The sequence below is a fragment of the Crocosphaera sp. genome, from assembly GCF_030064895.1.
Classification (GTDB): Bacteria; Cyanobacteriota; Cyanobacteriia; order Cyanobacteriales; family Microcystaceae; genus Crocosphaera.
On record NZ_JASJEB010000038.1, the window covers coordinates 17,453 to 32,637 of the forward strand.

Consider the following 15,185-nt stretch of genomic DNA (forward strand, 5'->3'; position numbering starts at 1 on the left):
ATTTCTGATTTAATGAACAGTAACAAGAGTGTTCTTTTGGCTGATCAATTCCTTCATAGTTTCTAACAGTTCTGGGTTAGAATAAGGTTTAGTCAAGTACCCTTTTGCACCTAAGGCCAAAGCTAACTGACGATGTTTTTTGCCACTGCGAGTTGTCACCATAATCACAGGAATCTCAGAAAAGTTTGGATCTTGTTTCCAGTGACTCAAAAACTCAAAACCATTCATATAGGGCATTTCTATATCACAAATGACCAATTTTATCTCTGGATGCTGAGTTAACTTCACGAATGCTTCTTGACCGTTCCCTGCTTGCAACACTTGATAACCGGCTTTTTGTAGCATTTTCAGGAAGGTTTGTCTTTGTACTACAGAGTCATCCACCACTAACACCGAAATAGAGTTTGCGGAAAGACTGGTTTGTTTTGGGTTAACAACTAAATCTTTCTGTTGCGCAACAGTTGTCATCGGTGTTTTCTCACTGACTGATTGAGGAAATAAAGTATTGACCTTGAGATTGGTTTTTTGAGGTTGAGAAACCAAGGCCGTCGGTTCAACTACCAAGGTTAGATCACCATTTCCTAAAACGCTATAACCTTGAATATAATTGGGTAAGGTTAGGGTATCACCCAGAGATTTAATTACCAGTTCTTGTTCAACTAAAATCTGATCCACCTCCAAACAAAGACGTTGCTGGTTATGGTTTAACATCAGGAGAGGTTTAACTGAGTTTTTGGACTTGAGAGGAAAAAGAGTTTCTGAGTTTTTGTTTTTGTATAAAGTGGGATATTGGTAGTTAACTAAGTCAGCTAAAGGATGGATAGGAATGAGTTCTTGTTTAGAGTCTTGTGTCCAACAGAAGAAGGTTTTTTGTTGATGTTGAATCTGTTCTGGGGAAGGTAATAAAACTTGCTCTATCGCTTCGGCCAGTAAAGCATAGGTAATACCATTTGACTCACAAACTAATAAACGAGCAGTGGTAAAACTTAGGGGTAATTGTAAAGTAAAAGTAGTTCCCTGTCCCTTATTTGATGTAATAGAAATCGATCCTTGCCAAGCTTCTAACTGAGAATGAACCACATCTAAACCTATCCCTCGTCCTGATAAATGGCTAATTTTTTGCGTGGTAGAAAACCCAGGTTCAAATAAGAAGTTTCCTAGTTGCTCTTCTGAGATATTAGTCGCTTGTTCTGGGGTTAATAACTGTTTTTCAATGGCTGATTGACGAATCTTTTCCCAGTTTAATCCTTGTCCATCATCCTTGATTTTTATGATAATACGATTACCTTGATGATAAGCTTCTACTGTAATTTTTCCTGTTTCTGGTTTACCCTGTTGAATACGGGTTTCGGCTGCTTCTAGTCCATGATCATAAGCATTACGAATTAGATGGAGTAGGGGTTCATAGAGTTTCTCTACAAATACTTTATCAATGAGTACTTCAGAGCCGATAATTTTAAGTTTAGCTGGTTTTTGATGCGCTGCAATCATCTGTTGCATGAGTCGAGGAAATCGATTGAATACCGTTGCCAAGGGAACCATTCTAGCTTCTAATAAATCTTCTTGAGTTTGAGATAGTAATTGTTTACGTTTTCCTCGACTAAAATGTAAACCTTGGGCTAAATTTTCTAGATTTTCAATGTTTTCTCCTAGGTGCATCATTTGCTCTGTTAAGTGTTGCAGTAAAAGATGTAGATCACTATATATATCCATTTCTAAAACATCAAATTCTGATTCCATATCAGTTAATGATGTGGAGATTAAAGGGGATATTTTGTTATTTTTTTTCTTGGAAATTTTATTTCTTGTACTCTTAGGGAGCAGTAAATTTTTGTCAGACCAGTCACGTATTTTATTAAGTTGTTGCTGGGATATAAAAAACTCTTTTAAAGTATTTTGAGTCAGAAGATAAAGATTTTCTGATTGTAGGTTTTGTTGATTTTCACTAATCAGTAATTCCCCAATTGTATGACTGAGACGATCCAGTTGTTTAACTGCTACTTTGATAGTTGGAAGTGCTGGTTTAGATTGTGTTTTCGGCTGAGAAACTTGCTTGTTTTTTTCAGAGGCAATGACTTGTTTTTTCTTGAGAAATGTTTCTTCATTTCCTATACAAAGTGATTGTAAAATATTTGCGATTGCAGAATTAGATGTATTAATATTGTTTGAATTTTTAAATTCTTTTTCTTCTAAAGTTTTGGTGGTATTTTCCTCAACAGAATCATTAATTATATCTAATATTTCTTCTTTTTTCTCTAAAATTTTATTGTAATTATCTTCAACAGAATTATCAATAATATCTAATATTTCTTTCGTCAGTTCATGATTATTATTGTTTAAATTTTCAGCCTCTTTTTCTTCTAAAATTTTATTGTAATTATCTTCAACAGAATTATCAATAATATCTAATATTTCTTTCGTCAGTTCATGATTATTATTGTTTGAATTTTCATATTCTTTTTCTCCTAAAATTGGTTGGAAATTATTATCGAGAGACTGATAAATAATTTCTGATAACTCTTGATTTAGAGCATTATTATCTTGATCTAAAGAGATATTAATTGGGACATTAGTTTCAGGAAAAAAATCAGCCCAATGACGTAATTTATCAGAGAGGGAACCTCCTTGAGTCCTCTCACCAGCCAAAACAGCAGTATAAGCTTGTTGAAAATTTTCTAGAGCTATTTTAGCAATAGTAATAACCTGATCCTGATGATTTTCCATTGCTACTTTAGTAGCATTAGCTATTGCCACTAAACCTGGAAGTTCATAAGACATCCCTAACTCTCGAAAAAAATTAGCCTTACTATTAAGAACAGTATAAACTTCTTCTGGATTGTCAGTAGCGATCGCAGTTTCTAATTGTTCTAAATCTTGCGGAACACTATCAGCAAAGATCAAGCCAACAACATCAAATCCCAGTTCTTCAGAAGTAGGTAAAGGAGCTTCACGACCGAAGAAATTACCCAATTTAGTTTGTAGTTTAGCAAAAACTTCAGCAGTGCGATCTAGAATTTCTTCCTCATCATAGGTTAGATTGGACAAAATTGCATTTAAGGGAATTCTGAGACAATCGTAACCTTCTAACAGTAAACCAGAAAGTTCACCATCAATTTCTAATTCTGAAGGATATAACGCTTGAAAAACATCTTCTAAGTGATGCGCAATAGTTTCGAGGGTTTTCAGTTCATAATTAGCAGCACTACCTTTGATGGTGTGTGCGCTTCTCATCAGAGTATGAACTTTGTCAACAGTTTTTTCATCCAGCAACTCCAGCAGGTTTTGTTCAATAGTTTGCAGCAGTTCTGAAGATTCATCAAAGAAATATTGTTCTATAGAATCAATAGTCATAGGAAATTGGGTTGAAGATTACATTTTTTGGTAGAGGGAGACTGGGAGACTGGGAGACTGGGAGACTGGGAGACTGGGAGACTGGGAGAAATGATTGATGTATCTTCACCCCTTCACCTCGTCACCCCGTCACCTCCCACACTTCCCACACTCTCAATCAATTAATCGACCTTAAACTGACGGATATTGGTTTGTAATTCCGATGAAGTGTCTTCGAGTTCTTTAAACGAATCAGAAATCTGAGCAGTTTCTTGGGAAGTTTCCTCAGAGATAGCTGAAACATTGGCCATCACTTTCGTAACAATCTGGAATTGTTGCGTTTGATTAGCAGATGTTTCGGTGATTTCGCCCACCAATTCTTTAATATTGTTGGTAGCAGTCACAATAGCACTGAGACTTTGCTGTGTTTCTCTGACAAGATTAGTACCATTAACCACCTGAGCAAGTCCAATTTCCATTGCTTCGGTAACGTCATTGGTTCCTGTGCGAATTTCATCCACTAAACGAGTAATTTCTGTGGTTGCATTAGCTGATTGATAAGCAAGAGAACGAACTTCATCCGCAACCACGCTAAACCCTTTCCCTGCTTCACCAGCGCGAGTTGCTTCGATAGACGCATTGAGAGCGAGTAAATTGGTTTGAGTGGCAAAATTTTCGATTAGGTTAACTACCTTAGTAATCTTTTGGAAGGTTTCCCCTAGACGTTTAATCTTTTTAGCAGTATCAGAAACAGTAGAGCGGATCTCTAAAATTTCATCCACGGTTTTTTCCATCAAAGAATCACCAGATTGAACCGTTTGGTTGGTTTCCTCAACGGTTTGCTCAACCTTTTTCGCACAAGCGGCCACATCTTCCGTGGAAGACACCATTAACTCCAACTGCATTAATGCTTCTTTTAGTTGCTCAACCTGTAAATGCGCTTTTTCAGACAGTTGATTCACCAAGTTACTATTTAAGCTAGAAGTATCACTCACCCTGGAAGCAGAAACTTGAACCTGTCGCACTAACTCTCGCATACTTTGGATGGTGGTATTATAACCATCAGCAATGGTTCCGATTTCATCTTCGGATATGGGAGCGCGAACGGTGAGATCCCCACTGAAAGAGGGTTCTAAGGCAAGTAGCACTCTTAAAGCTCCCTGTTGTAAACCTTCTCTTTGGTTCCGTTCCTTTTCTACTAACTCGGAAAGTTGTTCTTCTTGCGATCGCAATTGAGTTACATATTCTCCCACCTTCAGGGTTACACCAAGGTTAATGGCCACCTGTTCAAGAATAGCTTGCTCAGACTGTTCCCACTGACGAGGGCGATCGTTTTGATAAACCCCTAACAGTCCCCAGAGTTGTTCTCCGTTAAAAATAGGGACCAAGAGATAAGCTTTGGTTTGAGTTTCTTCGAGGAGGGAGAAGGGTAAATCATGGTCTTCGCTTTGATAAATATCGTTAACTTGTAAGCTTTCTTGACGAAGATAACGGCCTCCTTGATCTTCTTGAATGCGACTGTCTTTAACTTCAGCTAATTCTGTCCCCACTAATTTTGGCCAGTTAGGACTTACAGACTCAATGATAAATTTTCCAGACCAATCAGAAGCAAAGCTATATATAGCAACCCGATCTACTTTTAGAACTTGTCGTAATTCTTTGATGGCAAATTCCATCAATTTTTTGGGGTTATTATTTTTCTGCATCAATTGAGCAAAACGACCCATCAAACGAGAGGAAAATTGTACCATGGCACTTTCTCGTTGGGAACGTTCTTTTAACTCCTTGTTATTGCTTTGAATTGTTTCTAGTAGTTCTGCTTGTTCAATAGCAATTCCCAATTGAGGGGCAATTTTCAGCATCAAATTCAGTTCACTACTTTTCCATCGTCTCGTCCCAGAATTTTGATAAACGGCAAATAAACCCCAAAGTTGATTATTCTGGAAAATGGGAACAATCATATAAGCTTTAGCCTGATATTTTTCCAAGGAACGCAGATAACAACTAGAAAATCCTGCATTATAGATATCATTGACCACATTAAATTGTTTGCCCCGGGTATAGTCTCCCCCCTTAGTATTGATGAAATAGGTATCTCGATCCAGAGCAGAACCTGCTTGCATATTTTTTAAGGTACATTGCTCATGGGCGTTCATTTCCTTACTAAATAGGGTTTCATCTGTTTCCTGAATTTCCATCACGGACACCCATTCTGCTCCGGCAGACTCAGCGAGAACTTCTCCACTCCAATCAAGATTAAAACGATAAACCACAGCACGATCCACTTGCAGCAAGTTGCGAATTTCTTGGGTAGCACTACGGAAAATGTCTTGAACATTCAGAGAAGCATTAATACGTTGCACAATATTAGCGATCGCTTCTTCTTGTTGTGCTTGGGTTTGCAACTCATCTAAATACTGTTTTTGTTGAATAACACCACTGATTTGTTGAATCATTCGTTGCAGAAATTCTAGGTCATCTTCTTTCCACAAACGAGTCTTGGATTGATAAAGATTAATGATCCCCCAGAGTTTTTGGTCAACAAAAATGGGCATTCTCACAAAAGCATTAACGTCTAATCTTTCCAAGATTTCTATCAGACGTTCTTCTAACCCTGATTGACTGAGATCATTAACAATACAAGCTTGACCATTTTTATAACTTCCCCCTTGACTGTCTTGGAGATAAGGATAGCAGTTTTGGCTAAAAGTGGTTTGAAAACAAGAATCTTGCAGTGCCTTAAATTCCTGATCAAAAGGAGCTTCTACCACATTTTCCCCACTCCAGTCAGCATTAAAACGATAGATACTGCTTCTTTCAACCTCTAATAATTTACGGGTTTCTTGCGCAGCGATTTCTAAAGCATTTTCCACAGAGTCAGCTTTTTGCATCCGTGCTACCATCTGAGCAACACTTTTTTGACGAAATACCGTTTTCTGCAGTTCGGCAAATTGTTGATTCTGTTGAATCCCAATCCCTATTTGTAAACCCAGTTGTCTCAGTAGCTCAATTTCGTCTTTTTGCCATTTACGACAACCAGAATTTTGATAAACACCCAATAAACCCCAGAGCTTTTTATCTGTGGCCATATCCCCGATAAAAATGGGAGCGATGGCATAAGCTCTAGCTTCAAATTGTTCCAGTAAGGCAATATGACAAGCTTGATGTCCCACCCCATAAATATCATCCACAGCAAAACATTCACCGTGTTTATAACGCCCTCCTTGATTTTCTTGCAGGAAGGTATCGTTAACCACCAAAATAGTATCAATCAGTTTTGACCAACCGGGACCCACAGATTCAGCAATAAATCGACCGCCCCAGTCTTCGTCAAAACGATAAACCGCTAAGCGATCAGCTTGCAATAATTTTCTGCCTTCATAAGTGGCAATTTGAAAAATTCGCTCGTCTTCTTTAGCATTACGAATCTGTTCGAGCATTTTCCCTAACGCTCGTTCTTGTTTAACCGCTTTGTCTCGTTGTTTTTGTTGAAATTGACTATTACGGATGAAGGCGGTTTGTTGCAGGGGAATACGAAATTTAGCCGCACCATTGAGCATTAGTTTCAAGTCTGACTCTTGCCAATTACGGGGTGTAGCGTTTTGATAAGCTCCTAAGACTCCTAAAAGCTGATCGTTGTATTTGATGGGAACCACAATATAAGCTTTGGCTTCTAAGGCTTGGAGAGCTTCTACTAAACAAAGAGCAAAACCTTTCGTAGAAATATCGTTGACCACGTAGTAAGGTTTGCAGTTGTCTTCGGTCAAATTATAGTCGAGATCAAAAGAAGAAGCGGCCTTTGACCAACGAGCATCTACAGACTCGGCCAACACTTCTCCACTACCGTCGGGATTAAATCCATAGATCAACACCCGATCAGCTTGTAGAGATTGGCGAATTTGATCCAGTCCATCAACCATTCTCTGTTGTGTTTGCTGGTTAATATTGGTCAACCAGTTAGCGTCGTTGAGATCAAAGTCAACTACAGACACAGAACTCATTTCCCGATAATTCGCGTCTAAGGTTGCTAAATGGGTTTCTTTGTCTTCTGTAGGAGCAAAATTTTCTCTATTCATTTTGAATTCCTCCGAGTGTTCGACCTTATTTTCAGCATGGCCATTTTCTTCGTCTTCCAGTGGTTGCTTAATCATTCCGTTTTCTTGAGAATAGCCGTTTTGTTCAGCTTCCGTTTCTTGTTCAGGGGAATCGAAAATCCAGTTTAATACCATGTTTTTCTTAATCCTTGTTAATTAAAAATGAGTCAATTGTTTGCATAATGGAATCAATATCTAGGAAAACCCACGTTTTTCCCGAAGAGTTAAGGGAATAACCTTTAGCGATGGCAGATAATTCCTGAGAAAACATTGTCTCGGGAACGGGTAGACATTCCTGAGGGTTATATATTTCTACGGTTTTGATTTCTTCAATCAATAAACCGATTGTTTGCTCTTTCCCGGGAACTAATAAAGCCATCCCACTTTCTCGGATGGTCTCTTTTTGACACCAATGACACTCTCCCCATAAATTGCCGAGATCAACTATCCAGGTTGATTTTCCTCGCCAATTAATAATGCCGAGGATGGACTGGTTTATCTCTGGTACAGGTAAAATATTATGGAGTTCCAGGGGACACACCTCTTGTAATGCCCCCAAAGGAAGCAAGCCTTCAGTAGTAGAATTGATGGCAAAACGTAAAAATTTCTCGGGGTATTCTAGTTGACTAGATTGGTGATTAATATGGAATACAGAGATAGTTTCAGTTGTAGATAACACCTTTTCTTTCTCTCCTTAATCAATTAATTGATTAATAGTTTGTTGTAAGGTTTCTTCCTTGACTGGTTTCGTTAGGTAAGCATCGGCCCCACTCATACGGCCCCAGATTTTGTCGATTTCTTTATTTTTGGTGGAACAGATGACCACGGGAATTTTTTTTGTCACGGGATCTGCTTTTAGCTTACGACAGAGTTCAAAGCCACTTTCTCCAGGTAAAATGACATCCAAGAGAATTAGATGGGGTTTTTCTTGTTTGAGTCTGATTTCTGCTTCTTCACCGCTAGTAACCCTTAAAACTGACCGCCCTTGGTTTTGTAAGTAACTGGTTATTTTCTGGGCTTCGACTTGACTATCTTCAACTAAAAGGATGTCACTCATTTTGATTTGTCCTGAATAGATTGACTTAAATTTTTGTTCAATACTTTGATTAATTCTGAGACTTTCACTGGTTTAGAGAGAAAGTCATTGGCCCCGACCATTTTTGCCCTCATGCGATCGACTAGGCCCTCTTTGCCGGTTAAAATGACCACGGGAGTGGTTGTTAGGCTTGGGGTTTTTCGCAGTTGGGTACAAAGTTCGTATCCATTGGTGATGGGCATTACTAAGTCCAGAAAAATCAAATCGGGTTTGTTTTTCAAAAAAGAGGGCAGTGCTTTTAAGGGGTCTTGAATGCCGACAAAATCATAACCTTGTGCGTCGATTATTTTTTTTAAACCTCGACAAACTCCAGCACTATCATCGACACAAGCAATTAAGTTTTTCTTGCTTTGATCTTGCCCTGGAGGGAAAATCGAACTTTTTTGATTCCTAGAAACTTGAGAAAATTTGATTGCTTGTTGTTTGGCTAAGGGCAATAGGAACTGAATCAAGGGGACAATATCTAAACGGGTTTTAATGGCTAAACTGCGCAAACTGTGCATCCCATCAATAAGAGCAATAATTGATGACTGGTTGCCGGAAAAAATTTGATTAGAAATAAGTTCTGGTTGGGTGATGATAGGAAAGAGGTTGGGAGAATAAATCCCTAAACCCTGATTTTGCCATTGTTGCCAAGTTTTTAGGGTTTGTTTGAGAGTGGGTATCACCTCAACCATGGGTAAAAGTAAGGCTGATTTGTTGGTTAAATCATCCCTAATAATTTCATAGGATAAGGAATTACGATTGATTTGACTCGATTGGATTACATCAAAAAGAATCTCACTGCTAAAGGTTAAAATAAATTCCGTTAACTGTTGTCTTTGAATCAATCCTTGATCGAGTAATTGGACTAAAGTGTTACATCGCTGGTTACTGTCTTCTAGGGAAGCTATATTTTTTAATTCGGTAGCATTCAACTTAGGGACAAATAACTGCAAGTTTCTTCGCCATCTTTCTCCTGAATTTGTTCCACCATCTGACCAACTTAAACGTCCCAGACGCAAGAACAAAGTCCAGTTTTCATGGTTGTTTACTTGGATCTCTATGCAACCACTAAACTTAGTCTTTGTGAGTTTTTGTAGTTGAAGCAAAAACTCTTTTAATCCTATTTTTGTCTTGGTACTGAGTGTTTCAACCTTTGACATGATTGATTTTGGGTCTAGATTGGTTGTTAAAACTAATATTCCCAAAATTGCCTAAAAAGTTAACATCAGACTAAATCCTGTTGTCAAACCCGTCTTATCTTTTTTGGTATAAGATAAAAAAATAGGGGCAATGAATCCATCACCCCTAAAAAAATTCAATTTAATTCATAGTTTAACTAGCATTTGCTAATACAGAATTTCCGGTTAATAGTTCAACCGCAGCTTCGTATTGTACATCGTCTTCTGTTGCGATTTGTCTATAGGAAATAGGCTCTTGAGTAACCACTTTATCCGGTTGAATTCCTAGTTTATGAATGTCGTTATGATTAGGAGTTTCATATTTGGCAACGGTAACGGCTAAACCGGCACCATCAGGTAACTCAAATAAGGATTGAATTAATCCTTTTCCAAAGGTTTTTTCTCCTACTAATGTTGCTCGACCATTATCTTTTAATGCACCGGCTAAAATCTCACTAGCACTGGCAGTTCCTTGATTAACTAATAATACTAAGGGATCTTCTGTTAATGCGTTTCCTGATGCAGTAAAACTATCCTGCACCCCTTGACGATTGACTGTGTAAACAATGGTTCCTTGATTCATCCATAAACGGGCAATTTCTATGCCTGCTTGTAAGAGTCCACCAGGGTTATTTCTCAGGTCTAAAATATAACCTTCTGCTCCTTCTTTTTCTAGATTATTGATAGCTTCTGCCATTTCTTCAGCAGCATTAGCACTGAATTGATTCAAACGAATATAACCAATGGGAAGGTTCGGTGTTGGTTGGTTTAAACTAGCAGTAACTGGACTTAAAGAAATGCGGTTGCGGGTTATTTCTACTTGACGAATATCAGATGTTTCTTGATAGGGTAATATGGTTAAATATACCTTAGTGCCACTGGGTCCACGCATTTTGGTGGCTGCTTCATCTAGGGTTAATGTGGTGGTATCCACATCATCAATTTTTAAGATGCGATCGCGGGCTTTAATACCGGCTGCTTCTGCTGGAGATCCTTCGATGGGAGAGACAACTTCTAAGTTACCTGTATCAGGATTAATATTAATTTGTAAGCCTACACCTGACAATTCACCTGCGGTACTAACTTGTAAGTTATGATACTGTTCAGGTCTTAATAAACGGGTAAAGGGTTCATCAAGAGTGGCTAACATTTCTTCGATAGTATCGTAGGTTTCCTCGCGATCTTCTAAAGAACGTTTTAGTAAATCTTGTCTTAATGACCACCAATTTTGATGGTTGAAGGTATCATCTAAATAGGATTGATTAACCAGTCTCCACGACTGCAAGAGTAGCTTTTGATTTTCTGTGAAAGCATTAGCATTGGGAGTCCAACCAAAACAGTTGAATAAGAGGGAAAAAATAACTAGAAGAGTTACCCAAAATGCACTTTTTCTCATGAGACAAACTAAAATATTAATGGTGTTGATTGCTTTAAGCAATTGATGAGTGTGTTTCTATTGTGCTGAAATTGTAGCAAATTGACAGGGTGATTGACAGCAGCATTTTTGTAGAAACCTTCTTATATGATGGGAGATGGGGAGACTCCGGAGAGGGGGAGACGGGGGGAATTGTCAGATTTTTACTTTTTATGTCCACCATCCCTTAATAACCACACTGCCATCTTACCCTGTCCAGGAACATCAATTTCTCCCATTCTAGAAAATTGATAAAATTCTTGCAAGGGTTCGTATAAATTTTGACTAATTAAAATAGAATTCGGTTTACCTTCTACGGAGTTAACAATCATTAGGAAACGGGCAATTTTTGCAGTATTTCCCATCAGGTTATAAATAAATTTTTGTTTACCTAATAGGCCTCCGATCACTTCTCCTGAGTAAATTCCAATTCTAATCTCAAAATAATGTTGTCTTTCTTGACTAAAAGCCCGTACAATTCTCAACATTTCTAGGGCTAATTCTATGACTGCTTTATCTCGATCCAATCTCGGCACAAATAGTCCACTGGCAGCTAAATAAGAGGTTCCAACTGTGCTAATTTTTTCTACATCATGGCGTTGGGCTGCATCATCAAATGCTGTAATAATATCGTTCAAAATTCCTACTGCTTCTTCTGCACTCATTAGCTCACATTCTTCATCAAAACCGACAATATTTGCTGATAATACTGTTACATGAGGAAATTTATCAGCAATTTGTTCTTCTCCTTCTTTTAATCGTTTAACAATGGGTGCTGGCAGGGTTTTTAAGAGTAGGGAATCGTTTTGTCTAATTTGTTCTTCTAGGGCTTCTTTTTCTTCATCAATGGTTCTTGCCATCTGATTAAATGCAGTTGCAAGCTGACAGAATTCGTCATCAGATGGCACTGTTACAACAACATTTGTTTGTCCTGATGTTATTTTTTTTGCACCAGAAATTAACCTATAAATTGGCATCACTAAACGCCGAGAAAGAAATAGGGAAAAGATAGTTACAATGGGAACTAAAATCGCACTGGTTACTAATACTCTTTTGCCAAAAATTTGGATTGGTTCAAAGGCTTCGCTAACATAAATTTTTGAGAGAATCATCCAGTCTAAACTATCGGCTAACTTTAAAGGAGCATAGGCAACCAAAGAAGTAACACCACGGTAATCGTCTAAAATACCCAATCCTTCTTCCCCTTCTAGTGCTTTTTTAATAGAATTTGTGGTTATTTCTTGTAATAAAATAGGACTATTATTGGCTTTGATTCTTTGAATAATTCTCTCAGATACGTTTTGTTTTTCTAGTTTTTTAAAATATTCTTCTGGGTTTTCAACTAAGAAACGAGATTGAGATCGCATTAAATAATCTGAACCCACTAAAATCGTTTCTCCTGTTTTTCCTAGTCCATCTTTTTCCCATTGAAAATTACCGGTCATGATTCGATTAATTTCGTCAACGGGTAACTGAAGTAAAAGAATGCCAATTAAATTAGATTGTTTGAAAATGGGACTACCAATAAAAGCTACTGGTTGACCGTAACTAGGACGAAAAGGACGAAAATCTATGACATCAAATGCTCCTCTTTCTCGATTATTTTGCAGAGTTTTAAATAAATCTGCTGCCCCACTATTAGAATAATTCCCACTTTTTAAGCTGGTACCAAACCCCGTGTTTTTATGGACACTGTAAACAATATTTCCTGTTTTAATATCTACTAAAAATAGATTATTATAATCAAATCTTGTAGTCATTGACCGAAAAAATCTGTTAAATTTTTGATGTATTTTGCTATAGTTGCTTCCATCCTTAGCCATGTCTAAAAGATTTTTATTATCTAAGTCATAAGGATTTTTAACAAGATAATGATATTGTAAATAAAGAGCAATTTTTTGTTTGGGAAAATACCTTAACACCGTGGGATTTCCATCTACATTCATTTGCAGACGGGGAATAAAAAATTTTTCATAGAATCTCCAAATTTCGGAAATCATACTGGTAGAAACTTCCTCACTTTCCAGTTGATTAAAACCATCACTGAAAGATTCCATAGCCTCAATAACAGTGGGATCTTCTGCTAAAGTAATAGCGTGATTTTTAACATAATTAAAGTAAGATTGAACTTGTCTTGCTCGGGAATTTCTTAATTCTGTAATTTGACCATGTATGTTTTCTAAGATAGCTTCTTTCCCACTGGTATAACCAACGTAACTAATTACTAAAATAGATGCAATGCTAACAGCTAGTAACATTAACATCAGTTTTGATTGAATACTTAATCGACTAAAAAATCTCATTTAGTTCTATATTTTATAAGTCTCTATACTTTTTAGGTTAACTTACATATCTCTACTCAATCTTAAAACTTTGGTGAAACTTTATTTTTACTCCTGGTCATTAATTAATAATTAGTGTTAAATATTCTTAAAATAATCTAGAATGGAAATAGTTGTTGCTATAATAAAGTCTGTTAGAGCAAACAATTAACATAGGGAAGTCAGACAAAAAGTGTCAATTAATTTTCAGGAAATTATTGCGAAACTGAACGAGTTTTGGGGCGAACGTGGTTGTTTAATTGTTCAACCCTATGATACAGAAAAAGGGGCAGGTACTATGAATCCCCATACGTTTCTCAGGGCGATCGGTCCAGAACCTTGGTCCGTTGCTTATGTAGAACCTTGTCGTCGTCCTACCGATGGCCGTTATGGGGAAAATCCTAACAGATTTCAGCATTATTATCAATATCAAGTATTAATTAAACCCTCTCCTAATAACATCCAAGAAATTTATCTAGACTCTTTAAGAATATTAGGAATTAAACCAGAAGATCATGACATTCGTTTCGTAGAAGATAACTGGGAATCTCCCACCTTGGGAGCCTGGGGTGTGGGTTGGGAAGTATGGTTAGATGGCATGGAAATTACCCAATTTACTTACTTTCAGCAATGTGGTGGTATTGATTGTCGTCCCGTTTCTATTGAGATAACCTATGGTTTAGAACGGTTAGCAATGTATCTGCAAGAAGTGGAAGCTATTACTAAAATTCAGTGGAATGAAAACATAAATTATGGGGATATTTTTTTGCAAAGTGAAGTGGAACAATGTACCTATAATTTTGAAGCATCTGATGCAGATTTATTGTTTAAACTGTTTGCTTTGTACGAACAAGAAGGGAAACAATTAATTAATCGAGGTTTAGTTTTTCCAGGGTTAGACTATGTTTTAAAATGTTCTCATTCTTTCAATTTATTAGATGCAAGGGGAGTGATTGCAGTAGCAGAAAGAACCCGTTATATTGGTCGTATTCGTAATTTAGCGCGAGAAGTTGCTAACTTATATTTACAACAACGGGAACGGTTAAATTTCCCTTTACAAAAATCTTAATTTATGGGTATCCCTCGTCAGTTTGGAATGACAATTATACAAAAATATTCTAACTATTTTTTGTCTTTCTGTAGAGGAATTAATCAAACTCTGGGGCCCATATTTCTTCTACAGGAAACTCCCAACCTGGGAGTATTTCTGTTACGCTAAAAATGTCGCCATCTTGAAGAGTTATTATTTCTTTTTCCAAACGATACACTTCTATAATACGCTGTCTAGGATCAACTAAAACCCCAACGGTTGTCCCTAAACTTAAAAACTCTTCTATCTTCTCCCGTAGTTTTTTTAAACTATCATTTTTTGATTTTACTTCAAAGATTAAATCGGGAACAACCTCGGCATAATTTTCTGTTGTCCGTTTCAATATAAACAAGTTAAAGGAGTAATAACTACTTTTGTTCTTAAGTCGCAATAGTCTCCACAAATATATCTTTGATAATAGGTATCTATGCGATCTGCCAATGACCAATTATAGGTAGCCCTAAGCATATCTATCCATCTGTCAATCTTGTCTGACTGACTAATATTAGGACGAAGCTTATAGCAGTAACCTAAAATCAATTGACTTAACTTAGTTGTGGACTATACTATATTTATCTACATTATTCTAGCATTATTTTTTGACTGTGAACCAACAATATAGAAAAACTTCACATACTGTATCTCTGATTAATTATCATTTTGTCTGGATACCTAAA

General features: G+C 37.1%; 10 protein-coding genes and 1 pseudogene. 1 reads left to right on the top strand and 10 read right to left on the bottom strand.

The window, feature by feature from the left end:
* Positions 1–9: 9 nt before the first annotated feature.
* The 7 genes from QNJ66_RS11045 to QNJ66_RS11075 all read right to left on the bottom strand — a co-directional run bounded on the left by QNJ66_RS11045 (position 10) and on the right by QNJ66_RS11075 (position 13,361).
* Positions 10–3,351 carry a hybrid sensor histidine kinase/response regulator gene (locus tag QNJ66_RS11045; RefSeq protein WP_300506464.1) on the bottom strand — a complete coding sequence of 1,114 codons (3,342 nt, stop codon included), beginning with the start codon at positions 3,349–3,351 and terminating at the stop codon, positions 10–12.
* Positions 3,352–3,512: 161 nt separating this feature from the next.
* Positions 3,513–7,559: a GAF domain-containing protein gene (locus tag QNJ66_RS11050; RefSeq protein WP_300506466.1), complete on the bottom strand. Its 4,047-nt coding sequence runs from the start codon at positions 7,557–7,559 to the stop codon at positions 3,513–3,515.
* Positions 7,560–7,566: 7 nt separating this feature from the next.
* Entirely contained in the window at positions 7,567–8,103 is a 537-nt protein-coding gene (locus QNJ66_RS11055) for a chemotaxis protein CheW (RefSeq protein WP_300506468.1), read from the bottom strand.
* Between the two features lie 15 nt (positions 8,104–8,118).
* Positions 8,119–8,481, bottom strand: a complete 363-nt coding sequence (locus QNJ66_RS11060) for a response regulator (protein WP_300506470.1) — start codon at positions 8,479–8,481, stop codon at positions 8,119–8,121.
* Positions 8,478–9,665 carry a response regulator gene (locus QNJ66_RS11065; RefSeq protein WP_300506472.1) on the bottom strand — a complete coding sequence of 396 codons (1,188 nt, stop codon included), beginning with the start codon at positions 9,663–9,665 and terminating at the stop codon, positions 8,478–8,480. The genes QNJ66_RS11060 and QNJ66_RS11065 overlap by 4 nt, the downstream gene beginning before the upstream one ends.
* A gap of 172 nt (positions 9,666–9,837) precedes the next feature.
* Positions 9,838–11,079: a carboxyl-terminal processing protease CtpA gene (ctpA, locus tag QNJ66_RS11070; RefSeq protein ID WP_300506484.1), complete on the bottom strand. Its 1,242-nt coding sequence runs from the start codon at positions 11,077–11,079 to the stop codon at positions 9,838–9,840.
* A 182-nt stretch (positions 11,080–11,261) separates the two neighbouring features.
* Complete coding sequence (locus QNJ66_RS11075) at positions 11,262–13,361, bottom strand: adenylate/guanylate cyclase domain-containing protein (protein WP_300506475.1); 2,100 nt, start codon at positions 13,359–13,361, stop codon at positions 11,262–11,264.
* A gap of 250 nt (positions 13,362–13,611) precedes the next feature.
* Between QNJ66_RS11075 and glyQ the strand changes: the two genes are divergently transcribed.
* On the top strand, positions 13,612–14,487 hold the full coding sequence (gene glyQ, locus QNJ66_RS11080) for a glycine--tRNA ligase subunit alpha (protein WP_300506478.1): 876 nt from the start codon (positions 13,612–13,614) through the stop codon (positions 14,485–14,487).
* Between the two features lie 79 nt (positions 14,488–14,566).
* Here the strand turns inward: glyQ and QNJ66_RS11085 are convergent, their stop codons facing one another.
* The 3 genes and pseudogenes from QNJ66_RS11085 to QNJ66_RS11095 all read right to left on the bottom strand — a co-directional run.
* The gene (locus QNJ66_RS11085) at positions 14,567–14,851 is read right to left on the bottom strand and encodes a Uma2 family endonuclease (protein ID WP_300506481.1); all 285 of its coding nucleotides are present in this window, start codon (positions 14,849–14,851) and stop codon (positions 14,567–14,569) included.
* Complete coding sequence (locus tag QNJ66_RS11090) at positions 14,848–14,976, bottom strand: hypothetical protein (RefSeq protein ID WP_300506486.1); 129 nt, start codon at positions 14,974–14,976, stop codon at positions 14,848–14,850. The genes QNJ66_RS11085 and QNJ66_RS11090 overlap by 4 nt, the downstream gene beginning before the upstream one ends.
* Positions 14,977–15,048: pseudogene (locus QNJ66_RS11095) on the bottom strand (hypothetical protein); the annotation flags it as partial.
* Between the last annotated feature and the right edge of the window lie 137 nt (positions 15,049–15,185).

Excerpts from the sequence above, each read along its gene's own strand:
- QNJ66_RS11060 (WP_300506470.1), bottom strand. The coding sequence starts at position 8,481 with ATGAGTGACATCCTTTTAGTTGAAGATAGTCAAGTCGAAGCCCAGAAA.
- QNJ66_RS11075 (WP_300506475.1), bottom strand. The coding sequence starts at position 13,361 with ATGTTAATGTTACTAGCTGTTAGCATTGCATCTATTTTAGTAATTAGT.
- QNJ66_RS11045 (WP_300506464.1), bottom strand. The coding sequence starts at position 3,351 with ATGACTATTGATTCTATAGAACAATATTTCTTTGATGAATCTTCAGAA.
- QNJ66_RS11050 (WP_300506466.1), bottom strand. The coding sequence starts at position 7,559 with ATGGTATTAAACTGGATTTTCGATTCCCCTGAACAAGAAACGGAAGCT.
- ctpA (WP_300506484.1), bottom strand. The coding sequence starts at position 11,079 with ATGAGAAAAAGTGCATTTTGGGTAACTCTTCTAGTTATTTTTTCCCTC.
- QNJ66_RS11065 (WP_300506472.1), bottom strand. The coding sequence starts at position 9,665 with ATGTCAAAGGTTGAAACACTCAGTACCAAGACAAAAATAGGATTAAAA.
- QNJ66_RS11090 (WP_300506486.1), bottom strand. The coding sequence starts at position 14,976 with ATGCTTAGGGCTACCTATAATTGGTCATTGGCAGATCGCATAGATACC.